The 24,334-nt window shown below is 73.6% G+C and carries 20 protein-coding genes; 9 read left to right on the plus strand and 11 right to left on the minus strand.

The window, feature by feature from the left end; all coding sequences use genetic code 11:
• Positions 1-47: 47 nt before the first annotated feature.
• The 5 genes from ACIQMV_RS31330 to ACIQMV_RS31350 all read right to left on the minus strand — a co-directional run bounded on the left by ACIQMV_RS31330 (position 48) and on the right by ACIQMV_RS31350 (position 4,554).
• Positions 48-842: a 3-hydroxybutyrate dehydrogenase gene (locus tag ACIQMV_RS31330; protein WP_402596602.1), complete on the minus strand. Its 795-nt coding sequence runs from the start codon at positions 840-842 to the stop codon at positions 48-50.
• A 54-nt stretch (positions 843-896) separates the two neighbouring features.
• Positions 897-1,376, minus strand: coding sequence for an NUDIX hydrolase (locus tag ACIQMV_RS31335; RefSeq protein WP_402596603.1), 480 nt, complete (start codon positions 1,374-1,376; stop codon positions 897-899).
• Between the two features lie 79 nt (positions 1,377-1,455).
• Entirely contained in the window at positions 1,456-3,066 is a 1,611-nt protein-coding gene (lnt, locus tag ACIQMV_RS31340; protein WP_402596604.1) for an apolipoprotein N-acyltransferase, read from the minus strand.
• Positions 3,067-3,121: 55 nt separating this feature from the next.
• Positions 3,122-3,664 (minus strand): hypothetical protein, encoded by a 543-nt coding sequence (locus ACIQMV_RS31345; RefSeq protein ID WP_402596605.1) that lies wholly within the window; start codon positions 3,662-3,664, stop codon positions 3,122-3,124.
• Between the two features lie 104 nt (positions 3,665-3,768).
• Positions 3,769-4,554 carry a glutamate racemase gene (locus tag ACIQMV_RS31350; protein ID WP_402596606.1) on the minus strand — a complete coding sequence of 262 codons (786 nt, stop codon included), beginning with the start codon at positions 4,552-4,554 and terminating at the stop codon, positions 3,769-3,771.
• Between the two features lie 39 nt (positions 4,555-4,593).
• On the opposite strand from ACIQMV_RS31350, the gene ACIQMV_RS31355 reads away from it, so the two are divergent.
• Together ACIQMV_RS31355 and ACIQMV_RS31360 are read left to right on the plus strand one after the other, a co-directional pair.
• On the plus strand, positions 4,594-5,796 hold the full coding sequence (locus ACIQMV_RS31355; RefSeq protein WP_402596607.1) for a glycosyltransferase: 1,203 nt from the start codon (positions 4,594-4,596) through the stop codon (positions 5,794-5,796).
• Between the two features lie 178 nt (positions 5,797-5,974).
• Entirely contained in the window at positions 5,975-7,603 is a 1,629-nt protein-coding gene (locus tag ACIQMV_RS31360) for an IS200/IS605 family accessory protein TnpB-related protein (RefSeq protein WP_402596608.1), read from the plus strand.
• 21 nt (positions 7,604-7,624) lie between these two features.
• On the opposite strand, the gene ACIQMV_RS31365 is transcribed toward ACIQMV_RS31360, so the two are convergent.
• The gene (locus tag ACIQMV_RS31365) at positions 7,625-9,022 is read right to left on the minus strand and encodes a TerD family protein (RefSeq protein WP_402596668.1); all 1,398 of its coding nucleotides are present in this window, start codon (positions 9,020-9,022) and stop codon (positions 7,625-7,627) included.
• Positions 9,023-9,318: 296 nt separating this feature from the next.
• Here ACIQMV_RS31365 and ACIQMV_RS31370 point away from each other — a divergent pair, with 296 nt between their 5' ends.
• From ACIQMV_RS31370 to ACIQMV_RS31385, 4 genes are all read left to right on the plus strand, one after another.
• Positions 9,319-9,786 (plus strand): DUF6643 family protein, encoded by a 468-nt coding sequence (locus ACIQMV_RS31370; RefSeq protein WP_402596609.1) that lies wholly within the window; start codon positions 9,319-9,321, stop codon positions 9,784-9,786.
• Positions 9,787-9,842: 56 nt separating this feature from the next.
• The gene (locus ACIQMV_RS31375; protein ID WP_402596610.1) at positions 9,843-10,667 is read left to right on the plus strand and encodes an MOSC domain-containing protein; all 825 of its coding nucleotides are present in this window, start codon (positions 9,843-9,845) and stop codon (positions 10,665-10,667) included.
• A gap of 167 nt (positions 10,668-10,834) precedes the next feature.
• A complete protein-coding gene (locus ACIQMV_RS31380; RefSeq protein WP_141363876.1) occupies positions 10,835-11,434 on the plus strand; it encodes a hypothetical protein in 600 nt (199 codons plus the stop codon).
• A gap of 111 nt (positions 11,435-11,545) precedes the next feature.
• Positions 11,546-13,984 carry a right-handed parallel beta-helix repeat-containing protein gene (locus ACIQMV_RS31385; protein ID WP_402596611.1) on the plus strand — a complete coding sequence of 813 codons (2,439 nt, stop codon included), beginning with the start codon at positions 11,546-11,548 and terminating at the stop codon, positions 13,982-13,984.
• Here the strand turns inward: ACIQMV_RS31385 and ACIQMV_RS31390 are convergent.
• On the minus strand, positions 13,954-16,371 hold the full coding sequence (locus ACIQMV_RS31390; RefSeq protein ID WP_402596612.1) for a hypothetical protein: 2,418 nt from the start codon (positions 16,369-16,371) through the stop codon (positions 13,954-13,956). The two genes, ACIQMV_RS31385 and ACIQMV_RS31390, sit on opposite strands and share 31 nt — an antisense overlap.
• A gap of 294 nt (positions 16,372-16,665) precedes the next feature.
• Here ACIQMV_RS31390 and ACIQMV_RS31395 point away from each other — a divergent pair, with 294 nt between their 5' ends.
• Positions 16,666-17,493 carry a DeoR/GlpR family DNA-binding transcription regulator gene (locus ACIQMV_RS31395; protein WP_141363870.1) on the plus strand — a complete coding sequence of 276 codons (828 nt, stop codon included), beginning with the start codon at positions 16,666-16,668 and terminating at the stop codon, positions 17,491-17,493.
• A 111-nt stretch (positions 17,494-17,604) separates the two neighbouring features.
• Here the strand turns inward: ACIQMV_RS31395 and ACIQMV_RS31400 are convergent, their stop codons facing one another.
• Positions 17,605-18,729: a PLP-dependent cysteine synthase family protein gene (locus ACIQMV_RS31400; protein WP_402596613.1), complete on the minus strand. Its 1,125-nt coding sequence runs from the start codon at positions 18,727-18,729 to the stop codon at positions 17,605-17,607.
• A gap of 367 nt (positions 18,730-19,096) precedes the next feature.
• On the opposite strand from ACIQMV_RS31400, the gene ACIQMV_RS31405 reads away from it, so the two are divergent.
• Both ACIQMV_RS31405 and ACIQMV_RS31410 read left to right on the plus strand, forming a co-directional pair.
• Entirely contained in the window at positions 19,097-19,420 is a 324-nt protein-coding gene (locus ACIQMV_RS31405; protein WP_402596614.1) for a hypothetical protein, read from the plus strand.
• A 182-nt stretch (positions 19,421-19,602) separates the two neighbouring features.
• On the plus strand, positions 19,603-20,154 hold the full coding sequence (locus ACIQMV_RS31410; RefSeq protein ID WP_402596615.1) for an ATP-binding protein: 552 nt from the start codon (positions 19,603-19,605) through the stop codon (positions 20,152-20,154).
• 457 nt (positions 20,155-20,611) lie between these two features.
• Here ACIQMV_RS31410 and ACIQMV_RS31415 read toward each other — a convergent pair whose 3' ends face one another.
• Genes ACIQMV_RS31415 through ACIQMV_RS31425 form a run of 3 tightly spaced genes read right to left on the minus strand, consistent with a single transcriptional unit; the run spans position 20,612 to position 24,248 of the window.
• Positions 20,612-23,173: an ABC transporter permease gene (locus tag ACIQMV_RS31415; protein WP_402596616.1), complete on the minus strand. Its 2,562-nt coding sequence runs from the start codon at positions 23,171-23,173 to the stop codon at positions 20,612-20,614.
• Positions 23,170-23,946, minus strand: coding sequence for an ABC transporter ATP-binding protein (locus tag ACIQMV_RS31420; protein ID WP_141363861.1), 777 nt, complete (start codon positions 23,944-23,946; stop codon positions 23,170-23,172). Before ACIQMV_RS31420 ends, ACIQMV_RS31415 begins: the two co-directional genes overlap by 4 nt.
• Positions 23,943-24,248, minus strand: a complete 306-nt coding sequence (locus tag ACIQMV_RS31425; RefSeq protein ID WP_361420738.1) for an SHOCT domain-containing protein — start codon at positions 24,246-24,248, stop codon at positions 23,943-23,945. The genes ACIQMV_RS31420 and ACIQMV_RS31425 overlap by 4 nt, the downstream gene beginning before the upstream one ends.
• Positions 24,249-24,334: the final 86 nt, after the last annotated feature.

The following is a 24,334-nucleotide window of genomic DNA, read 5'->3' on the forward strand; positions in this document are numbered from 1 at the left end:
GGAGCCTGTGGAAAACCCGGGGGTGCGCAGAGGAACCGGGTGGCGGGTCAGTGCGCGGTCCAGCCGCCGTCCAGGACCAGCGAGGAGCCGGTGACGAAGGAGGCCTGCGGACCGCACAGGTACGCCACGGCCTCGGCGACCTCCTCGGGTTCGAGCAGCCGTTTGACCGCGCTGTCCTTGAGCAGCACCTCGGAGAGCACGCGCTCCTCGGAGATGCCGTGGGCCCGCGCCTGGTCGGCCAGCTGCGCCTCGACCAGGGGGGTGCGCACATAGCCGGGGTTGACGCAGTTGGAGGTGACGCCGTGCGGGGCGCCTTCGAGGGCGGTGGTCTTGGACAGCCCCTCCAGGCCGTGCTTGGCGGCCACGTAGGCCGACTTGTAGGCGGAGGCGCGCAGGCCGTGCACGGAGGAGATGTTGACGATCCGGCCCCACTGCCGGCCGTACATGTCCGGCAGGGCGCCGCGGATCAGCCGGAAGGGCGCCTCCAGCATCACGGTGAGCACGGTGTGGAAGACCTCGGGTGGGAACTCCTCGATGGGGCACACCAGTTGCAGCCCGGCGTTGTTGACGAGCACATCGGTACCGGCGGCCACCCGCTCGGCGGCGTCGAGGTCGGTGAGGTCCAGCACCAGCGGTTCGAGGGAGCCGGCGAGCGCGCCCGCCCGCTCGGCGAGCGCGTCCAGGCCCGGCGCGTCCCGGTCGACGGCTCTGACCCTCGCCCCGGCGGCGGCCAGCCGCAGCGCGCAGGCGCGGCCGATGCCTCCGGCGGCGCCAGTGACGAGCGCGGTGCGGCCGCCGAGATCGAGCGAGGGGGTGTGCGGAGCGGGGAGCGGCGAGGTCATGGGGTGACCCTAGGCAGGCCGTCCGCCGCACCACATATGGGCACCACCCATACTTCAGTTCAATTCCGTGGGGTTGAACCACGTGGGTGCATCGAACATGGCCTGCTTGATCCGGAACAGACCGAACTCGTTCAGGTCCGGCAGCGCGTCCACCGCGAACCAGCCCACCTCCAGCGACTCGTCGTCGTTGACGCGTGCCTCGCCGCCCACGGCACGGCACCGGAAGGTGATGTCCATGTACTGGCAGATGTCGCCGTTGCCGTAGGTGACAGGGCCCAGCGCCTGGACCAGGACCACCCGCTCGGCGACGCAGTGCACCGCGGTCTCCTCGTGGACCTCCCGCACGGCACACGCGGCCGGCTGCTCGCCCGGCTCCGGGATGCCGCCGACCACCGACCATTCGCCGGTGTCGGAACGGCGGCCCAGCAGCACTCTGCCGTCGTCGTCGAAGACGATGGCGGTGACGCCGGGCAGCCACAGCAGCTGGCTGCCGGCCGAGGCCCTGATGGTACGGATGAAGTCGGGAGTTGCCATGGAGCCGACCCTAACCGGCCGGATGCCCCGGACCATGGCGCGGTCAGGGGCACCCGGGGGGCGTACGTCCGGCGTACGGTTACACGTTCCGGGCGCGTCGCCCGCGCAGTCCGGCGCCGACGGCCCACCCGAGGCCGCCGGCCGCGACCAGTACCAGGGCGAGCTCCGGCAGGGTGCCCAGCCGGGTGGCGGGCGTCTCGGACGAGCGCAGCGGCACCTTCTGGACCAGGTAGCCGGGCACGAACATGCCGGTCTTCTGCGTGATCCGCCCGTCGGGCATGATGATCGCGCTGACACCGCTGGTCACCGGGACGGTGACGGTACGGCTGTGCTCGACCGCGCGGATCCGGGACATGGCGAGCTGCTGGTAGGTCATCTCGCTGCGGTCGAAGGTCGCGTTGTTGCTCGGTACGGAGATCATCTGCGCGCCGGATGTGACCGTGTCGCGCACGGCCCAGTCGAAGGCCGCCTCGTAGCAGGTGGCCAGGCCCACCTTCGTGCCGTCGATGGTGAACACGCCCGGCTTGTCGCCCCGGCTGAAGTCCTGCCGGACCATCGACGTCCAGTCCTTGTTGATCGCCCCGAGCAGCGGGCGCAGCGGAAGGTACTCGCCGAACGGCTGGATCTGCCGTTTGTCGTACGTCTGAGTGGGTCCCTTGGCCGGGTCCCACAGGATCTGCTCGTTGAACAGTTCGCCGTCCCGCTCCACGACGCCGCCGACGGAGACCGGCACCCCGACCGCCCTGACGGCCATGCCGATGACGGCACGCGCGTCGGGGTTGACGAAGGGGTCGATGTCGGAGGAGTTCTCCGGCCAGAGCACGAAGTCCGGCTTGTCGGCCTTGCCCGCCTTCACCGCCTGAGCCAGCCGCTCCGTCTCGCGCGCGTGGTAGTCGAGGACCGCGCGCCGCTGGGCGTTGAACTCCAGGCCCGCCCGGGGCACGTTGCCCTGGATGAGGGCGACGGTGGCGGTGCCGTCCTCGGCCTTGTCGCTCACCAGGGGCCGGGCGGCCACCGCGCCCGCCACCGGGACGGCGACGCTCAGCAGGGCCGCCGCCGCGGCCGGACGCCGTACGGCTCCTTCGCGCCGCCCCCGCACCGCCAGGCGCACGGCCTCGCACAGGCCGAAACCGCACAGGGCGACCGCGAAGCCCAGCACCGGGGTGCCGCCCACCGCGGCCAGCGGCAGGAACACGCCGTCGGCCTGCCCGAAGGCGATCTTGCCCCAGGGGAAGCCGTGGAACGGCACGCGTGCGCGTACCGCCTCGCCGGCGATCCACACGGCCGCCGCCCACAGCGGCCAGACGGGCAGCCGGGACACCGTCGCGACACCCGCGCCCACCAGCGCGACGAAGACCGCCTCCACGGCGACGAGCGCCAGCCACGGACCGGGGCCGACCTCCACACCGGTCCACACCAGCAGCGGCAGCAGGAATCCGAGGCCGAAGAGGTAGCCGAGACCGAGGGCCGCCTTCCAGGTGCGTCCGCGCAGCAGCCCGCCGAAGACCGCGAAGGCGGGCAGGGCCAGCCACCACAGGGGGCGCGGGGGGAAGCTGAAGTAGAGGAGGACGCCCGACAGGGCTGCCGCGGCGGCGGGCACGAGCCGGAGGAGCCTCGCCCTCCAGGGCGCGGGCGCGGCCTGCGGTCGAAGCCGGTCCGACTCGTCGACGGAAGTTGCGGTGACGGTCACTCCGGGAGTGTACGGCCGGCCCTCTTCGAGGGACCGGCCAGGCCGCTCGGGCAGGTCAGGCCTTGCCGCGGGCCGACGGGTGGAGGCGGTCCCTGATCACGTGCACCGCCGTCTCGGCGTTGTCGATGGTGATCGTGAACGTATGGCCGTCCCACATGCGCAGTACGACGCCCTCACCGCGGCGTACGACGACCGCGGTGCCCTTCTCGGGCCGCCACCGGTAGCCCCAGCCGCCCCAGTGGCGCGGGGTGACGTGGGGCGCGAACTCGGCGCCCGCGACATGGGCGAGCGGGATGCGGCGGCGCGGCAGACCGATGTGCCCGCAGCGCACCTCCAGGGACTCGTGGTCGACCCGTACGGCGACGTGCACGAAGGCGAGGGTGCCGAAGAGGACCAGCAGACCGGCCGCGATGCAGCCCACGACGGACATCACCAGCGGGGCGACGCCTGAGGTCCAGGCGGAGTCGACGGCCAGCTCGATGCCCAGTGCCATGCAGGCGGCGCCGGCCAGCGCCAGCAGCCACTGCATCCGGTTGGTGGCCCGTCCGGTCCACACCTCGGGATGGGAACTGTTCTCGGGGTGGAGGTGGTCCCTCATACCCATGAGGTTACTCAGGTTTCGCTGCGCGGGTAGCGCGTAGCACAGGGTGACGGGACCGGGCGGCCGTACCCGGACGGGACGCGCCGGGTGGCCGGCCCGGGTCAGCGGGCCGGGGCCACCTGCTGGAGAAGGCGGCCTTCCGCGTAGGCCAGGGCCGGGGCGGGCAGGTCGCCCTCCCGTCCGTTCAGCAGCACGGTCACGCCGCCCTCGGCCGCGGCCTCCGGTTCGGGCCGGGCGCCGATCCGGCGCAGCGCCTGGGCGGCGACGGCGCCCGCCGAGCCGCGCAGGGCCGGCGGCGGGCCGTCCGGGTGCCGGACCGCGGCCCGGATGCGGTCGGCGACCAGTTCGTAGTGGGTGCAGCCCAGGACGACGGTCGTCACGTCCGCGGGGGTGAGCGCGGCGGCCGCGGCGACGGCCTCGTCGATCGCCGTCTGGTCCGCGTGCTCCACTGCCTCGGCGAGGCCCCAGCAGGGCACCTCGGTGACCGGCACGCCGTCGGCGAAGTCGCGGATGAGGTTCCGCTGGTAGGGGCTGCCGGTGGTGGCCGGCGTCGCCCAGATGGCGACGGGTCCTCCGTCGGCCGCGGCCGGTTTGATCGCCGGCACCGTGCCGATGACCGGCAGGTCCGGTTCCAGGGCGGCCCGCAGGGCGGTGAGCGCGTGCACGGTCGCGGTGTTGCAGCCGACGATCAGGGCGTCCGGGCGGTACGCGGCGGCGGCCTCGGCGACGGCCAGGGCACGCTCGATGAGGTCCTCCGTCGTGCGTCGGCCCCACGGCATGCCCGCGGGGTCCAGGGAGAGCACGAGATCCGCGTCGGGGCGCAGCCGCCGTACCGCGACGGTGGCCGCCAGCAACCCGATCCCGGAGTCCATGAGCGCGATCTTCACCCGGCCACGATAGTCGATCCCCTCGAACCGGCCGCCCGGGTGGGGCAGACTGCGCGGGTGAGCGTGATCGAGTGGAGTGCCGTCGGATCACTCGCCGCCTGGCTGTGGCTGCTGCTCTGCCAGGGCTTCTTCTGGCGTACGGACGTCAGACTTCCGCCCCACGAGGACCCGGCCCCGGGGGACTGGCCGTCGGTGTGCGTCGTCGTCCCCGCGCGGGACGAGGCCGGCGTCCTGCCGGAGAGCCTTCCCTCCCTGCTCGCCCAGGACTATCCGGGCCGGGCGGAGGTCTTCCTGATCGACGACGGCAGCCGCGACGGCACCGGGGAGCTGGCCCGCGAACTGGCCCGGCGGCACGGCGGGCTGCCGCTGACCGTGGCCTCACCGGGTGAGCCGCCCGCCGGCTGGACGGGCAAGCTGTGGGCGGTACGGCACGGCGTCGGTCTGGCACGCGCGCGTGGACCCGCCTACCTGCTGCTGACGGACGCGGACATCGCCCATGCCCCGGACAGCCTGCGCCATCTGGTGGCGGCGGCACGCACCGGAGGTTTCGACGTCGTCTCGCAGATGGCCCGGCTGCGCGCGGAGAGCCTGTGGGAGCGGCTCGTCGTACCGGCCTTCGTCTATTTCTTCGCGCAGCTGTACCCCTTCCGCCGGATCGGCCGCCGGGGGGCGCGGACGGCGGCGGCCGCGGGCGGCTGCGTGCTGCTGCGCGCCGAGGCCGCCGAGCGGGCGCGGATCCCGGACGCGATCCGCCAGGCGGTGATCGACGACGTGGCCCTCGCCCGGGCCGTCAAGGCCGGCGGCGGCCACATCTGGCTGGGGCTCGCCGAGCGGGTGGACAGCGTGCGCCCCTATCCGCGGCTGCGCGACCTGTGGCGGATGGTCTCGCGCAGCGCCTACGCGCAGCTGCGTCACAACCCCCTGCTGCTGCTCGGCACGGTCGCCGGGCTGGCGCTGGTGTACCTGGTGCCGCCGGTGGCGCTGACGGCGGGCCCGGCGGCGGGCGACGCGGGGGCGGCGCTCGCCGGAGGCCTGGCCTGGCTGGTGATGGCGGCGACGTACGTCCCGATGCTCCGTTACTACCGGCAGCCTCTGTGGCTCGCTCCCCTGCTGCCGTTCACCGCGTTCCTCTATCTGCTGATGACGGTCGACTCGGCGGTGCAGCACTACCGGGGCCGCGGTGCGGCCTGGAAGGGCCGCACGTACGCGCGTCCGGACGCCGTGCCCGACGAGGGGTTGTGAACTGCTGGCGTTTGACTGTGGCTGGGCGTGTTCTGGTGCGTATGAGTGAGCATGGCGTGCGTGAAGGCGTGCGGTCTTTGGAGGCGACCGGGAGTTCTGGTTTCGAATGCGTGACCTTTGACCGGGGGTGGTCGTTGGGTGCGGTGAGGGGTTCTTCGGCATCGGGTGGGGGTGTGGTGTGGGCGGGCTGCGCGAGGTGGCGGCGCCGTTCGTGGTGCCCGGCCCGTCCGGGGTGGCGATCCGTTCCAGCCTCAAGGGCCTGACCGTGCAGGACGCGACGGTCCTGCGCCGGGTCGGCGCTCTGCTCGGCTCGCTGGCCTCCCGCGACCTGCAGGCCCGCTGCGCGGCGGGCCTGGACCACGACGGGGAGCAGTGGGCGCGGAGGAAGCGGGCGTTGACCGGGCAGTCGTCCTCGCGGTGGGCGGGCAGTATCACCAAGGCCACGCATGATCAGTGGGCGTTGGCCCGGCGCGGTCAGCTCGCCCACATTCACAGCCTGCAGGCAGGCGTCGAGACGATCACGCACCGGCTCTCGCAGCCCATCGGGGCCAAGGGCTCCCGGGGCGCGCCGGGCGGTTACCGCTCCCGGCGGGAGTGGTTCGCCAAGTCCCGGCGGCTGCACGTGCTTCAGGACCGGCTGGAGCAGGTACGGGCCGACTGGGAAGCCGGACGGGTGCGGGTGGTACGCGGCGGCAAGAAGCTGCTCCACACCCGGCACCACCTCGAAGCCGCCGGGCTGACCGAGGCGCAGTGGCGGCTGCGATGGGAGGCCGAGCGGTGGTTCCTGCAGGCCGATGGCGAGTCCGGCAAGCGGTACGGCAACGAGACGATCCGCATCACACCCGGCGGTGAGGTGAGCATCAAGCTTCCGGCTGCCCTGGCCGGGCTGGCGAACGCGCCGCACAGCCGGTACGTGCTCGCCGGCCGTGTTCACTTCCACCACCGGGCCGAGCAGTGGGCCGACCGCATCGCCGTGAACCGTGCGGTGGCCTACCGCATCCACTACGACACCGGCCGAAACCGCTGGTACGTGACCGCCTGCTGGCAGAACCCGCCTGTGCGAACCGTGCCGTTGGAGACTGCTCGTGCGGGTGGGCTGGCCGGGGTGGACATGAACGCCGACCACCTGGCCGCCTGGCGCCTGGATGAGCACGGCAACCCCGTCGGCGAACCCCGCCGCTTCGACTACCGGCTGACCGGCAGCGCACAGCACCGCGACGCACAGGTGCGCCATGCCCTGATCCGCCTCCTGCACTGGACCGCACGGCACGACCTGGCCCTCGCGATCGAGGACCTGGACTTCACAGCGGACAAGACCCGGGAGAAACACGGACGCCGCAAACGGTTCCGGAAGCTGATCTCCGGGATGCCGACCGCCAGGCTGCGCGCGCGGCTGGTGTCGATGGCAGCCGAGCTGGGAGTCACCGTCGTCGCGGTCGACCCGGCCTACACCAGCCGCTGGGGCGCCCAGCACTGGCAGAAACCGCTGACCACCAAGGCTCGCAAGCCCACGCGGCACGATGCTGCCGCCGTGGCGATCGGACGACGCGCCCTGGGATGCCCGATCAGGCGACGGACGGCACCGCCCCCACACGACCGGAGCGATCGTGTGGGGCATCGGACCGTCCAGGCCGCACCGGGCAGCCCGGGGCGTGAGGGACCCCGCCCCCGCGTTCCCGGACCACGGACACGATCCGCCGGCGCCGGACGCGGAGCGAAAGCGGGCGACCAGTGTGCCCACAACCGTTCGGGACACACGGCTGAGCACGAGCCCTGGCACCAGGACTCACTCCCGCTCAGTCTCTAGGAACGGTGAGCGGGTGAGCGTTCACTTGCGGCCGGGGGTCCAGTTCATGCCCCAGTCGTAGGCGCGGTCGATGGTGCGCTGCGGACTGACCCCGCGTTCGGGCACCAGATAGCGGGCCTCCCGCTGGACCACGAGGTCGCCGCCGGTGTTGGTGATCAGGGCGAGTGCGCACACCGTCGAGGGCACCGTGCACTCGTCCAGGGAGAAGTCGACGGGGGCGCCGTGCTGCGGCTGGAGGGTGACCGTGGCGTGCAGGTCGGCGAAGGAGCGGGCGCCTTCGTAGATGGTCACGAAGACGAGGATGCGGCGGAAGTCGCCGCTGTGGTCGAGGTTGATGGTGAGGTTCTCGCCGTCGGCGACGGCGCCGGTGCGGTCGTCGCCGTCGAGGTGGATGTACGGCGGCCAGTGCAGCGCGCCGAAGGCGTTGCCGAGGGCCTGGACGACGCCCTTGCGGCCGTCCGACAGCTCGTAGAGGGCGCAGAGGTCGAGGTCGAGGTCCCTGTGCATGGCCACCGCACGGCCGCGCTTGCTGCCCCAGCCGGAGAACTGTTTGCGCACCTCCCAGTTGAGGTTCACGCGCATGGCGCCCGCGGTTCCGCCCTGCTTGGTCAGCGACACCGAGGGAGCCGCCTTGGTGAGCGTCACCTTGCTCAGGCGGACCGGGGCCGCGGCGGGCGTGGACGTGGCGGGTGCTTGCGTGGGCGTGGCGGGTGCGGGTGTGCCGAACGGGCTCGCGGACGTGCCGGACTGAGGCAGGGTGACCGGAGGCGTGACCGGCGGCGGAAGGGGAACCGGCGGTCCGACCGGCGGCGGGGGCGTGGCCGGGAAGGGGGCCGGCGCGGGTGGCGGCGGCGCCATGGCGGGTGCCCGCGGGGCCGGCGCCGGGGGCGGCGTGTGCTGCGGCTCGTCCACGGTGATGCCGAAGTCCGTGGCCAGGCCCGCGAGTCCGCTGCCGTAGCCCTGGCCGACGGCCCGGAACTTCCAGGCGCCCTGACGGCGGTAGAACTCGCCGAGCACGAACGCCGTCTCGACGCTCGCGCCGGTGCTGTCGAACCGCGCGGCCACCGTGCCCCGAGCGGCGTCCCGGACCTCGATGTAGAGGCCGGGCACCTGTCCGAAGGTGCCGCCGTCCGCGGAGGCGGCCAGCACCACCTTCTCGATCGAGGGCTCCACGCGCGCGAGGTCGACGAGCAACGTGTCGGTCACCTGGCCGCCGAGGGTGTCCTTGCCCTCGTACCGGACCGCGCCGGAGGGATGGGCCGGCTGGTTGTAGAAGACGAAGTCCGCGTCGGAGCGCACCTTTCCCCCCACCAGCAGCAGCGCCGAGACGTCAGCGTCGGGGACGCCCGGACCGGGGCGCCAGCCCACCTCGACGCGCAGGGCGGTGGCGGGCACCGGCGTGTTGGACCCCTTCGGCATGGACATCTTTCGCCCCCATCACATGTCGGACAAGCCGTGGCTCCGGCGGCCCGTCGGCTCGCTACCCGACCAACCTAAGCCCGACGACACCGAACTCCCACGAGAAGCACCGGAACACGCCTGGCCGACCGCCGGTAACCCGGCCTGAAGATCGGCTTATACAGCATCCGAGCCTTGCTCGATGCCCCTTTTTAGCCAAGATCGCTCATATTGGGGACTTCACGTCACCGCCGACACGGAAAACAACCCTCTTATCGGTCTCCCCAACCAGCACATCGTGGGCTTTACTTATGGCCATGACCTCCCCCCGCTCCAGTTATGGCGGCGGCTACTACTCCGCCTCCTTCCCGGACACCCCGATCTACGACTCGCTCGTGGCCGAGCGAGGAACCCCGCAGATCGCCCCCATCCGTGTTCCGGCGCCGTACGACACGGGCAGCCACCTGACCGGGGGCGGCCCGATGAGCACCGGCAGCAACCTGCCCGCGCTGCCCTCGGCGCTGCCCGCCCTCCCGGCGGCCCCGTCCCAGCCCTCCTACGGCTACCCACAGGCGCCGCAGCCCGTCCCCCCGCAGCCGGCGCCCACGGCCTACATCCCGCAACAGGCCTCCGCGCCGCGGGGGTATCCCGGCCCGCAGCAGCCGCAGCCACCACGCCCGATGCAGGGCGGCACCGGCTACGAGGCCATGCGTCCCGCCACTCCCCGGCCTGCCCCGGCGCCCTACCAGGACCCGTACGGCAACCAGCAGTACCGCGGTTACTGATCCGCTCCGGTGCCGTCCGCTCCCCGGCTGTCCGTGCCGCCTGGCAGGATGAGGCCATGGGGAACGCGGAACTGCACGCGCTGCACATCCACCCGGTCAAGGCGCTGCGAGCCGTCCCGCTCGCGGAGGCCGTCGTCCAGCCCTGGGGGCTGGACGGGGACCGGCGCTGGGCGCTGATCGACGACGGGGGAAAGGTCGTCACGCAACGCCAGCAGCCGCACCTCGCGTTGGCCGCCGCCGAACCCGAGCCCGGCGGCGGCCTCCGCCTTTCCGCGCCCGGACGCGCCCCGGTCACCGTCTCCGTCCCCGCGCCGGGCGACACGGTGACCGTGGAGATCTTCGGCGAGAAGGTGGAGGCCGTCCCGGCGGACGCGGCCGCCCACGCCTGGTGCAGCGGCCTCACCGGGGACGACGTCCGCCTGGTCCACCTGGACGACCCCGCCACACGCCGGCCCGTCGACCCGGCCTACGCCCTGCCTGGCGAGACGGTGAGCTTCGCCGACGCCTTCCCGCTGCTGCTCACCACGCTCTCCTCGCTCGCCTCCCTCAACTCCCTGATCGCCGAGGGGGATCACGCCGGCGAGGGCCCGCTGCCCATGAACCGCTTCCGGCCCAACGTCGTGGTGGCCGGCACCACCGCCTGGGCCGAGGACGACTGGTCGCGCATCGCCATCGGGGAAGTCACCTTCCGGGTCGCCAAGATGTGCGGACGGTGCGTGGTGACCACCACCGACCAGGCCACCGGAACACGCGGCAAGGAACCGCTGCGCACCCTCGGCCGCCACCGCCGCTTCGGGGGCGAACTGGTCTTCGGCCAGAACCTGGTGCCCGAGTGCACCGGCACCATCCGGCTCGGCGACCCGGTCACCGTCCTCGAATGACGCCCGGCCACGGGCCGGGAACCCCGGAGCGCGGACCGGTCGTTGGGCTTTCGTGAGGAGTTCGTGAGAATGCCCGGCCCGAGGTGATTTCCCTCTCTCTTCGGCCGGCGAGGGGGCGAACCGCCCCGGCCGGGGTTATCACGGAGGGGAAGGGGGGTTCGGTAACCGTGCGAGCGATCAGCGGACTCTGGCGCTGGCGGCACAACCCGCTGCGGCGCAGGACCGATCTCGTCGAGGCCTGGGTGGCCCTGGCGGCGCTGCTGCTCGTCCTGGTCGCCGCCCCCGTGATCGGCTCCCTCGCCGGTTCCCTCGCCCAGGACGCCCTTCAGCAGTCCGTGCGCGAGCAGCGCCAGTCCCGCCACCCGGTGGCGGCCACGGTGGTGCGGATACTGAACCGGCCGGATCCCGACCCCGAGATCACCACGGGACGGGAGCTGCGCAGCCGCGTCCTCGCCGACTGGACGGCCCCGGACGGCACCCGGCAGCACGGCCCGGTCACGACGGGCCTGGGGTCCCCCCACCCCGGCGACCACTTCACGCTGTGGACGGACGGGCACGGCCGCACCGTGACCCGCCCCCTGGACTCCACGACGGCCACGACCCATGCGGTGCTGGCCGGTTGCGGCGCGGGCATGCTGGCCGCGGGCCTGGTGGAGGGGATACGCCGGCTGATCGTCTGGCGCCTGGTCCGCCGGCGGTACGCGCGCTGGGACCAGGCCTGGGACCGCGCGGGCCCGGACTGGGGCCGTACCGGCACCGGCAGCTGACGGCCTTTGGGCTCTGGTCAACCGAGCGTCCGCGCGCACGCTACGGTGGACCGGCCGACGCACTCGGCATCAACCAACCCGCGTACGACGAGGTGGGGGCACAGCAACGCCATGGCACAGGGCACGGTCCAGGTGACGCACACCGGCACATCGCGGTGGCGGCGCCGCACGGGTGAGTACACATCGCTCGCCGCCGCCCTGGAGGCCGCGGCCGACGGTGACGTGCTCACCGTCGCCCCGGGCACCTACCGGGAGAACCTCGTCGTACAGCGGGCGGTGACCCTGCGCGGCCCCGAGGGCGCCCCGGGCTCGGTGCGCATCGCCCCCACGGAGGGGGTGCCCCTGACCGTGCGTGCCTCCGCGGTCGTCCAGGACCTGCACGTCGAGGGCCAGGACTCCGCCGCGCCCGCCCTGTTGGTCGAAGAGGGTGCGCCGGAACTCAAGGACGTGCGGATCGTGACCCGGTCCGCGGCCGGCATCGAGGTGCGCGGCGGCGCCCGGCCCACCGTGCGGCGCTGCACGGTCGACAACCCGGCCGGTGTCGGCATCGCCGTACTCGACGGCGGCGGTGGGGTGTTCGAGGAGTGCGAGGTCGTCGCGGCCGGGCAGTCGGGCGTGGCGGTCCGCGGTGGCGCCCACCCCCGGCTGGAGAACTGCCGCATCCACCACGCCTCCGGCGCGGGCCTGACGGCGACAGGCGACAACTCCGCCCTGGAGGCGGTGGGTTGCGAGGTCTACGAGGTCCGGGGCAGCGGTGTACAGATCACCGGCCGGGCCACCGCGCACCTCACCGACTGCGATGTGCACCGCACCGCCGCGGACGGTGTCACGCTCGACACCGACGCCGTGCTGACGCTGGCCGACTGCCGCATCCACGACATCCCGGAGAACGCGGTGGACCTGCGTTCCCGCTCCGTGCTGACGCTGACGAGGACGACGGTGCGTCAGTTCGGGCGCAACGGCCTGTCGGTGTGGGATCCGGGCACGCGTGTGGACGCCAACCAGTGCGAGATCTTCGACAGCACCGGCGACTACCCCGCGGTGTGGGTCAGCGACGGCGCCACCGCGGTGCTCGACTCCTGCCGGGTGCACGACGTGCCCGACGCGCTGTTCGTGCTGGACCGCGGCTCCCGCGCGGACGTCGTCGACAGCGATCTCTCCCAGGTGCGCAACACGGCGGTTTCGGTGAGCGACGGCGCCACCGCGCAGCTCGACGACTGCCGGATCAAGGACGCGGCCACGGGCGCCTGGTTCCGCGACCACGGCAGCGGCGGCACGCTCAACAACTGCACCGTCGACGACACCCAGACCGGTGTGATCGTCACCAAGGGCGCCGACCCCACCATCGAGCGGTGCACGGTCACTTCCCCCGCCGAGGCCGGTTTCTACGTCTCCGCCGGCGGCCGCGGCAGCTTCCTGGGCTGCCGGGTGACGGGCAGCGGCGGCTACGGCTTCCATGTGATCGACGGCTGCCGTACGACGCTGAAGAAGTGCCGTACGGAGCGGTGCGCCCGCGGGGGTTACGAGTTCGCGGACGGCGGGCCGGACGCCGGGGCCGGGTCGGGCCCCGTGGTCGAGGACTGCACCAGCGACGAGAGCGGCGGCGTGCGCCCGCTCGTGGCCCGGGAGGCGGCCGTGCAGACCACGCCCCCGTCCACCGGCCTGCTGGGCGCGATCCCCGGGCAGCGCACCACCGAGCAGGAGCCGCTGGTGACCGCCGGTGAGCCGGAGGTGCCCGCGCGGACCGCGAAGGACGTCCTCGGCGAACTCGACACGCTGGTCGGCCTGGACAGCGTCAAGCGGGAGGTGCGCGCCCTGACCGACATGATCGAGGTGGGCCGGCGCCGTCAGCAGGCCGGGCTGAAGGCCGCCTCGGTCAAGCGGCATCTGGTCTTCACCGGCTCCCCCGGCACCGGCAAGACCACGGTCGCCCGTCTGTACGGCGAGATCCTGGCCTCCCTCGGTGTCCTGGAGAAGGGCCACCTCGTGGAGGTGTCCCGCGTCGACCTGGTCGGCGAGCACATCGGATCCACCGCGATCCGCACCCAGGAGGCCTTCGAACGGGCCCGCGGCGGAGTGCTGTTCATCGACGAGGCGTACGCGCTCTCCCCGGAGGACGCCGGGCGCGATTTCGGCAAGGAGGCCATCGACACGCTGGTGAAGCTGATGGAGGACCAGCGGGACGCGGTGGTGGTGATCGTCGCCGGCTACACCGCGGAGATGGAACGCTTCCTGTCCGTCAACCCGGGTGTGGCCTCCCGCTTCTCCCGCACCATCACCTTCAGCGACTACGGCCCCGACGAACTGCTGCGGATCGTGGAGCAGCAGGCGGAGGAGCATGAGTACCGGCTGGCTCCGGACACGGCCGAGGCCCTGCTGGCGTACTTCACCGCGGTCCCCAAGGGTCCCGCGTTCGGCAACGGCCGCACGGCGCGGCAGACCTTCGAGGCGATGGTGGAGCGGCACGCCGGCCGGGTCGCGCAGCTCGCCGAGCCGAGCACGGACGATCTGACGCTGCTCTACGCCGAGGACCTGCCCACGCTGCCCTGAGAGCCGGGCCCGCTCGGCGGCTCCGGACCGGTGTCCGCTTCCGAGGCGGGTGCGTCGGGCCGCCCGTGCCGGGGCGACGGCAGGTCCGGGCGCAGCCGCGCCAGCAGCCGGCGGCGTTCCTCGTCGAAGGCCGGGTCCGCCTGGTAGTCGGAGTGGCCGAGGATCGGGGCGGGCAGCGGATGGCGTGCGGTGCGGCCGTAGGCGAGCGGGTCCTTGAGCGGGGCGCGGTCCACCTCGGGGCCGCAGTCGCCGGGCAGCCGGACCGGGCCGCCGATGGGGTCGGTGAGCCGGTACAGGTTGCGCCAGCAGTCGACGTCCCGGTGCAGGGCGCCGAGCGCGGCCGGGCCGAAGTGGGCAGGGAACCACCGTCCGTAGAGCCGTTCCAGCGGGGATCCGTAGGTCAGCAGGGCGACCCGCTTGCGGACCGGCGGGGTGAGCTGCCACGCCGCGGCGGCGGCCAGCACACTGCCCTGGGAGTGCCCGGACAGCACCAGCCGTCCGCCGGTGGCCCGGGTCCAGGTCGCCATCCGCCAGGTGAGGTCGGGCACGGCGCGTTCGGCGTAGCAGGGCGGGGCGAAGGGGTGGGCGGCCCGCGGCCAGAAGGTGCCGACGTCCCACAGGATGCCGATGGTGCGCCGGGCGGAGGCGTCCTTGTAGGCGCGCCGGCCCCAGGTGACGAAGAGTATGAAGCCCAGTCCGATGAGCCAGGAGCCCAGTGCCTGCGCGGTCTGGGCCGCACCGTGCAGGACGGGGTGGGTTCCCGCCGCGGCCCCGGCAGGTGTCCGGTCGGTGCCGAGGGCGCCGACGAGTGCGCCGGCGCCCAGGAGGAGGGTGACGGCGGAGGTGGTGCCGACCAGGAGGGGGCCGTCGTCGGTGAGGGTGGCCATCGCCCGGGTGCGGGCGATCCGGCGGGTGCGCTCGGGGTCGGCCGGCTCGCCGGGGTGGTCGCGTTCCACCGCGAGACGCTCGGCGCGCGCGAGCCGCCGGGCGCGCCGGGCCGGCCGGGCACAGAGCGCCAGCAGCACGACGAGCAGCGGCGGGATGACGGAGGCCTGCCAGGTGAGCAGGACCGGCGGGCCCGGGATCGAGGCGCCGGTGCCGTCCAGCCAGTCGGCCACGCGCTGGCAGACCCCGCCGGACATCACGCCGCCGAGCGCGCAGGCCAGCGTCGCGACCGCGGGTCCGCCCAGGCCCCGCAGCGCGGCTCGCGGGTCGGGGCGGGTGCGGTACAGCGCGTGGGCGACGGCGGCGAGGACGACGACCAGGAGGCCTTGACCCAGCGCGATGCCGCCGAAGGCGGTGTCGCCCGCCAGCCGTCCGGTGGACTGCCAGCCCGGGCGCGACCATCCGGCGTACACGGCGGTGAGCAGGAGCAGCAGGAGGGCGCCGAGCGGCAGCCGCCGGACGAGGTGGCGGTCCAGCTGCCGGTCGAGCAGGTGCTCGGTGCGGCCACGGCGGCAGACGACCCAGACGACGGCGGCGGACCACACGAGCAGGACGGTGAGCAGGAGCCGGCCCGCCGTGTCGAGGGCCTGGGCGCCGCCGGGGCCGCGGTCGAGGGCCGCCGTGGGCACGGCGATCGTCGCGGCGACCGTCAGCAGGCCCGCGGCGGTGTGCGCGGCGCGCAGCCTGGCCACCAGTCGGCGCCCGTACCAGAAGCCGGGACGGCTCAGGGATCCGTTTCCGGAGTCGTCCTCGGGCTCCGGGTCGCGGGAGATCGGCTGCTGGGACTCGTAGGCGCTCCAGGTGCGGTGCGCCAGGTACCACAGCAGCCCGGTGAGCGCGGCGGGCACCAGGGCGGCCAGGGCGAGGCGGCGGCCGGGCGTGCTCCACCAGCCGCCGGCCTCGGGCGACAGGAAGCCCAGCCAGGAGTGCCGTGCGGCACACGCGTGCGTGCCCGCGCACTGCCAGGCCGTGAGGTCGAGGGCGACCTCGCAGGCGGCGGCGACGAGCAGCACCGTCAGGGTCAGCCCCGCCATCCGCACCAGCAGTCCGTACAGGCTCACGGCGCGCGGGCGGCCGGGGGCGGCGGGGCGCATCCAGTGGGCGAGGTTGACGACCATGAACGGCAGCAGCAACAGCCACAGGGCGCGGGCGCCGTTGCCGGAGGTGAGGTTGCACCAGACGTACGCCTCGGGCACCGGCGTGCCACGGGGCTCGCTCTCCTCGTCCGGGCGGCTCTCGGCGTCGACGTCCTCCGCGCGCCGGAAGACGGCCGCGGTGTCGTCGCCGGTGATCCGCACCGTGCGCGGGGCGTCCAGCATCTTCTCGGGCGTGGTGCCGCCGACGCCGTGGACCAGGAGTTCCAGGGTGCGTCCGGTCGGCTCGTCAGGTGCGGCGGGGCCGTCAGCCCCGGCGGTCTCCGGTTGCCGCTGCGCACGTTCCACTGTTCGCACTTCCCCCGTGACGCGTCCGTCGGTCTGTGTCCGTGCGGACACCAGGATCGCCTCCCGTGGCACGCGGCACATCCCTCGTCACCGAATCTCCCCGATCCGGGTGACGAGAGGCGCGTACGGGAGGGCAACGATGTCATGCGCGCGTCGGTCGGGCGATGGCGCGGTGCGGACCGCCCCGTGAAAGGATGGGACGTCCGCGCGCCGGAGGACATGACGGACCTTCTCGTCGCCGGCGGCTGCGCGGGGCGGGTCGGACGGCTTGAGGCGAAAGGAACCGGAGCGCACGTGAGTGAGAATCAGAACCTCCTCGCGGAGCAGCGGCGCGCACTGATCCTGGACGAGGTCCGGCGCCGCGGCGGTGTCCGGGTGAACGAACTGACCCGGAAGCTCGGCGTGTCGGACATGACGGTGCGCCGCGATCTGGACGCGCTGGCCCGGCAGGGCGTGCTGGAGAAGGTGCACGGCGGCGCGGTTCCCGTGGTGGAGGCCAGTACGCACGAGCCGGGCTTCGAGGCCAAGTCGGGTCTGGAGCTGACCGCCAAGGAGGACATCGCGCGGGCGGCGGCCGGGCTGGTCTCGCCGGGCACGGCGATCGCCCTGTCGGGCGGTACGACGACGTACGCGCTGGCCCAGCACCTGCTCGACGTGCCCGATCTGACGGTGGTCACCAACTCGGTCCGGGTCGCGGAGGTCTTCCACTCGGCGCAGCGCACCTCCGGCCGGCGACAGGGCGCGGCGACGGTCGTGCTGACCGGCGGAGTGCGCACGCCGTCCGACTCGCTGGTGGGTCCGGTGGCCGACCAGGCGATCGCCGCGCTCCACTTCGACGTGCTGTTCCTGGGTGTGCACGGGATATCGGCCGAGGCGGGCCTGTCCACGCCGAACCTGGCCGAGGCCGAGACCAACCGTCGGCTGGTGCAGTCGGCGCGCCGGGTGGTGGTGGTCGCCGACCACACCAAGTGGGGTGTGGTCGGCCTGAGTTCCTTCGCCGCGCTGGACCGGATCGACACGCTGGTGACGGACGCGGGGCTGCCCGCGGAGGCACGCGCCGAGATCTCGGAGCACCTGCGGCTGGTCGTGGCGGGCGAGCCCGGGGACGAGACGGACGCCTGAGGGGCCGTCAGCGAGGGCGCGCCGTGCCCCGTCCGACCGCCCGCCCACTCCGCTGCCAATCCGGGGCCGGCCGGTCCCGAGGACCTGGACCGTCCGGCCGTACCGGCCCTCTCAGCCCGGCCACTCGCCGGTCGTCAGGAACGACTCCAGCACCTGTGTGTACGGGGCGCTGTCGAGGCCCTGTGCGGTCAGCCAGGCGTCGGAGTAGTACTTGTCGAGGTAGCGGTCGCCCGGGTCGCACAGCAGGGTCACGACACTGCCCTGGCGGCCCTCCGCCAGCATTTCGGCGACGATCTTCAGGGCGCTCCACAGTCCCGTCCCGGTGGAGCCGCCCGCCTTGCGGCCGATGGCCCGCTCCAGGGCGCGTACGGCGGCCACGGCGGCGGCGTCCGGCACCTTCATCATGCGGTCGATCGCCCCGGGCACGAAGCTCGGCTCCATGCGCGGCCGCCCGATGCCCTCGATACGCGAGCCGCAGTCGCAGGTGACGTCCGGATCGCCGGTGGTCCAGCCCTCGAAGAAGCACGAGTTGTCGGGGTCGGCGACGCAGACGCGGGTGTCGTACTGCATGTAGTGGACGTAGCGCGCGAGGGTCGCGGAGGTGCCGCCGGTGCCCGCGGTGGCGACGATCCACGCCGGCTCCGGGAAGCGCTCCAACTCCAGCTGCCGGAAGATGGACTCGGCGATGTTGTTGTTGCCGCGCCAGTCCGTGGCCCGCTCGGCGTAGGTGAACTGGTCCATGTAGTGGCCCCCGGTCTCGGCCGCGAGGGCGGCGGACGCCTCGTACATCGTGCGCGGGTCGTCCACGAAGTGGCACCGCCCGCCGTGGAACTCGATCAGGCGGCACTTCTCGGCGCTGGTCGTGCGCGGCATGACCGCGATGAAGGGCACGCCGATCAGCTTCGCGAAGTACGCCTCCGAGACGGCCGTCGAGCCGCTGGATGCCTCGATGACCGGGCGGCCCGGGCGGATCCAGCCATTGCACAGCCCGTACAGGAACAGCGACCGCGCCAGCCGGTGCTTGAGGCTTCCGGTCGGGTGGGTCGACTCGTCCTTCAGATACAGGTCGATGCCCCACTCCTCGGGCAGCGGGAAGCGCAGCAGATGGGTGTCGGCCGAGCGGTTGGCGTCGGCCTGCACCTTGCGGACGGCTTCTTTCAGCCAGTCCCGGTATCCGCTGTCGCTGCGGTCGACGTCGAGGGTGTCGCCGGTCCGGCGCTGCTCGGTGGTGCTCACGGCGGGGCTCCTTACGCTGTGCGCCGGCAGCGTCCCGCGCGGCCGGACACGCTCGATGATAGACACCTTCAACACGCTTCTCACCTGCATAAACGCATCTTTGAGCGGCTCAAGGAGACGCTTGGGAGCAGACCGAGCCCGGGCCGATCCGCGGCGAGGGGGCGCACGTGTGGGGGCGCGTTCGCGCGAGTGCTCCGGGCGCCACCCGCGAGCGCTCCCCGCGCACTGGTGCTCCGTGCCGAAGGCGTGCAGACTGCACCGCGGCGGGACGAAGCGCCCGCCGTGACACACGGGATCTCGAACGAGCCGGGCCGGCTCGTGGACCAGGCGGAGCGGGAACCGGCGACACGCACGAAAGGGCGGGGAGATGGCCGAACCGGAGTTCACGGCCACGGGCGTACGCATCGACAAGCGGCTGCGCTCACTCACCCGGGCCGGACGGGTCCGGATCCGCGACGGCAGGCTGGAGCTGCTGACCAGCTACGGCAGTGAGATCGACAGCGCTCCGGTGCGGTCGGTGCGCGCATCCCAGCCCTGGTACGCGCCGGACGACCGGGCGCTGGCCGACCTGGGCGGCCAGCGGTACCTGCTGACCCTGGGCGACCACGACCCCGCACCGGGCGAGCCGGGGCCGCCCGCGGCCCGCCGGTTCGTCGAGGCCGTCCGTCGAGCGGCGCGGCGCGGCGGCTGAGCGAGGCGAGTTGCGTGACCCCACACCGTGGGCCACGCTTGTCTCACGTCACTCAGGGTTTACCGGCGATAACGCTGCGAACCAGCCCGCCGGCCAGACAGCAGGCGGCAATGTCACGCAGGCGTCCTGCTGCATCCGAAACGTCGTGTTCTTCCGGACCTCAACGTCGGGGAGTCGCAGCCGTGATCAGTCACCCGAGCAGGCACTGCACGGTGGAGCTCCAAGCCCTGCCGTCGCGGATCGGCCAAGTCCGCAGAATCGTATCGGCGCACTTGCGCTACTGGCATCTGGACCCTCTGATAGACCGGGCCGCGCTCGGTGTGACGGAGCTGTTGACCAACGTCCACCGGCACGCCCGGCCCGACAAGCTGTGCACCGTGGAGCTCGAACTGCTGCTCGAGCGACTCACGGTCTCCGTGCGCGACCACGACCCTCGGCTCCCCGTGGTGGAGAAGATGGGAGACATCGCGCCGCTGGCCACCGAAGGGCGGGGGCTGGCGATGGTGGCCGCGATGAGCGAGAGCTGGGGCGCGCGGCCGGACGGCGAGCAGGGCAAGGTCGTCTGGTTCACCCTGCCGACCGCCGCCCCCTCGGTCGCGGTGCCGGCCCGGGCACCGGCGCTCGTGACCGCGGAGCGGTCCGCGCGCCGCTTGGCCGAGGCCGCCTCCGCGCTCGACGCCGTCCGGCCCGTCCGGCCGGTCCACGCTCCGGCCGGCTCCGCTTTCGTCAGTTGACCGCGTCCGCCGTGGTCGGCTGACGGGGGTGGCGGCCGGGGCGGTGACGGGCTGAGGGCGGTGACGGGCCGGGGCCGTAGCCCGTGACGGGCCGAGGTGACGGGCCGAGGTGACGGGCCGAGGACGGTGACGGGCCTTAGGCCGTGACGAGTCCTGGGCGGTGACGGGTCCTGGGCGGTGACGGGTCCTGGGCGGTGACCGGGTTGCCGTCCGGTCACCGCCCGGCGGTGTGCCGCAACCCGGCGGCCACCGCCCGGTGGTGTGCCGCAGCCCGGCGGTGGCCGCCAGGCCGGTGACCGCCGGGACCGGAGTCGCAGTAACCGCCGGGCCGGAGTCCCGCGGTGGCCGCCGGGGGCCGGAGACCAGCGGAGACCGCCGGGCCGGTAACTGCCGGGATCGGAGTCGCAGTAACCGCAGGGCCGGAGTCACAGTGCCCCCGGCCCCCCAGCCCCGGTGCTCACTCGGTGGCGATGGCCCTCAGCACGTCCAGGCGGGCGGCGCGCCGGGCCGGGCGCAGCCCCGCGAGCCCGCCCGCCGCGATCCCCACCAGTGCCACCACGAGCAGCTGCGCCGGCGGTACCGCGAAGGCGAACGAGGTGCCGCTCTCGCCGTCGGACGCCTTCACCAGCACCCAGCCGAGGAAGGCGCCCAGAGCGAGTCCGCCCGCCGTGCCGAACGCGGCGACCAGGACCGATTCCCAGCGGACCATGGCCCGCAGCTGGGACCGGGTCTGGCCGACGGCCCTGAGCAGGCCGAGTTCGCGGGTCCGCTCGTGGATCGCCAGGGTGAGGGTGTTGGCGATGCCGAGGAGTGCGATGAACACCGCGAGGGCGAGCAGCGCGTAGACCAGGGTGAGCATCATGTCGATCCCGGCCGCCGAGGACTGCGCGTACTCGTCGCGGGTCTGCACCTGCGGGTCGCCGTACCGGGCGGCGACCCGCTCGACGGCTGCCTTGCCCGACTGCACGCTCACGCCGGGCCGGAGGGAGACGGCGACGAGCCTGTCGGAGTCCTGGGTGCGGTGCGGAGCCCAGGCGGAGCGGCTGACGACGTAGTCGCCGGCGAGTTCGGACCGGCCGTAGACCGCGCGGACGGTGAAGGTCCGCGTGGTGCCGTCGGCGAAGGTGAGCCGTGCCCGGTCCCCCGTCGTCAGGCCCCGCCGGTCGGCCTCGTCACGGGTGACGGCGAGGCCGTCGGTGCCCAGGCCGTTCAGGGAGCCGTCCACGGTTCCGAGGTCGAAGGTCCGGGCGAGCGCGACCGGGTCGGTGACGGTCAGGGCCCTCCCCTCGCCGTCGACCTCGGCGACGCCCCGGCCGAGTCCGACGGCCGTGTCCACCTCGGGCAGCCGCTGGATCGCTCCGGCCAGCCGGGGGCTCAGGCCGCTGCCGCCGGCGCCGAAGGACGGGGTGCTCACGGCGAGGTCGCCCGCGAACGACCGGGAGACGGTCTGGTCCATCGTGGCCTTGAGCGAGGCGCCGAAGACCGTGAACAGCGACACCACGGCGACCCCGATCATCAGCGCGCTCGCGGTGGCCGCGGTGCGCTTCGGGCTGCGCAGCGCGTTGCGCCGAGCCAGACCGCCGGTGATGCCGCGCAGCCGGCCGAGGGGGCTGCCGAGCAGGCGTACGGCGGTGGCGGAGGCGACCGGGCCGAGCACCACGAAGGCGGCCAGGGCGAGGACGGCGCCGACTCCGGCCGCCCATACGGACGGGGAGACCAGGACACCGGCGAGGGTCGCGGCGACGGCCGTCGCCGCGAGGACCGCTCCCGCCACGGCACGCGGGCGGGAGGCGCCGGAGGTGTCGACGGCCGTCTCCCGCAACGCGGCCATGGGCGCGGTGCGGCCGGCCCGTACGGCGGGCGTCAGCGCGGAGCCGAGACAGACCACGACACCGACCACCAGCGGCAGTGCCATCGACAGCGGCCGGACGACCAGGCTGCCCTCCGGGAAGGGGAATCCGATCGCCGGGAACAGCGCCTGGAGCCCGGCGGCGATCCCGATGCCGCCCGCCAGCCCGGCGGCGGACGCGGTCAGGGCGACGGCGCTCGCCTCCACGAGGGTGGCGGCGGTGACCTGCCGGCGGGAGGCGCCCAACGCCCGCAGCAGCGCGTTCTCGCGGGTGCGCTGGGCGACGACGATCGCGAACGTGTTGTGGATGGAGAAGGTCGCCACCAGCAGCGCCACGCCCGAGAACACCAGCAGGAACGTGGTGAAGACGGTCAGGAACTGGCTGGAGACCATGTCGGTGTTCTCCCGCGCGGCCTCCTGGCCGGTGACCGCCTCGACGCCCTTGGGCAGTGCGGGAGTCAGCCGCCGCACCAGCTCGGCCCGGCTCACCCCGGGTCCGGCCCGGACCCCGATGCTCGCCGCCTCTCCGGGCCGGGCGGTCAGGTACTTCTCGGCGTCGGCCCGGGTCAGTCCGGTGAAGGTCACCTGCGCCATGCCGTCCTCGCCGCCGAAGGTCGCCAGTCCCACGATCGTCACCTCGACGGGGTCGGGGGTGCGCAGCGTCGTGGTGTCGCCGATCCGCAGGCCGCCCTTCTTCGCGGCGCCGCGGTTGACGACGGCCTCGCCGGACTTCGCGGGGGCGCGCCCCTCGGCGAGCCGGTACGGATTGAGCTTCGGGTCGTTGATCCAGTTGCCGGCGAGGGTGGGCGGACCCTGGCCGCCGACGGGCTCGCCGTCGCGGCCCAGGAGCTGGCCCGCACCCTGGATGTCCGGGGCGGCGGCCGCGACCCCGGGCAGCCGCTCGATGGTCCTCACCAGCGCGGTGTCCACCGGCCGGCGTACGCCCTGGCCCTCGCCGGCCGCGGTGATGACGTCGGCGCTGCGGACGACGGCGTCCGTGCCGTCGGTCGCCTTGCCGAACATGGAGTCGAAACTGGCGCGCAGGGTGTCGCCCATGACCAGGGTCCCGGCCAGGAAGGCGACGCCGAGGAACACGGCGAGGAAGGTGCCGGCGAAGCGCCGCCGGTGGGCCCGCAGGGAGGAGAGGCTCAGGCGGAGGGAGGCGTTCACGTCCGCACCTCGAAGGCCTTCATCCGGTCCAGGACCCGGTCGGCGGTCGGGGACTCCATACGGTCGACCAGGCGTCCGTCGGCGAGGAAGAGCACCTCGTCGGCGTGGGCGGCGGCGACCGGGTCGTGGGTGACCATGACGACCGTGCGGTCCGTCTGCCGCACCGCGCGGCCGAGCAGGCCGAGCACCTCCTGGCCCGAGCGGGAGTCGAGGTTGCCGGTGGGCTCGTCGGCGAAGACGACGTCCGGGCGGGCGGCGAACGCGCGGGCCACCGCGACGCGTTGCTGCTGTCCGCCGGAGAGTTCGGCGGGCCGGTGGTGCAGGCGGTCACGCAGGCCGACGACCTCGACCAGCGCGTCGATCCACTCGGGATCGCCCCGCCGGCCCGCCAGATCGAGGGGCAGCGTGATGTTCTCGGCGACGGTCAGGGTCGGCACCAGGTTGAACGCCTGGAAGACGAAGCCGACGCGGTCGCGGCGCAGCAGGGTCAGCCGGCGGTCGTCGAGGCCGCCCAGTTCGGTGTCGCCGATGAACGCGCTGCCGGAGGTGAGCGTGTCGAGCCCGGCCGCGCAGTGCATCAGGGTGGACTTTCCGGAGCCCGAGGGCCCCATGATCGCGGTGAAGCGCCCGGCCGGGAAGCCGACGCTCACGCCGTCCAGGGCCCGTACGGCGGTGTCACCGGCGCCGTGGACCTTCACGGCGTCGACGACCCGCGCGGCCGTCCTGGTGGCGGATGTGGTGGAAGAGGCGGTGGAGGCGGGCGTGGTGGTCACCGGGCACCGCCGGTGCGGCCGAACTGCTCCTCCAGCACCGACAGCCGGCGCCAGTACTCGTCCTCGTCGATCTCACCGGAGGCGAAGCGGCGGCCGAGGACGGCGAGCGGCGAGTCGGCGGCGGGGCGCCCGTCCGGGCCGCGCCAGGGCCCGGTGTCCATGCCGCGCCAGGGGGCGCCGCGGCCGCGCCGGGCGGTACGGCGCAGCAGGGTGACGGCGCCGACGACGACGGCCGCCCAGAACAGCGGGAAGAAGAGGATCCACGGCCCGGGGCCGCCGTCCCAGTTCGCCAGGGTCTGCATCTTGGTTCATCTCCCTCGAGGGGTCTGCCGAGAGGCTGCGGAGAAGTTCTCCGGTGCTGCGTCGACAGTGGCTCGGGGAGGGGCTC

It is taken from the genome of Streptomyces sp. NPDC091412 (assembly GCF_044756885.1).
Taxonomy (GTDB): domain Bacteria; phylum Actinomycetota; class Actinomycetes; order Streptomycetales; family Streptomycetaceae; genus Streptomyces.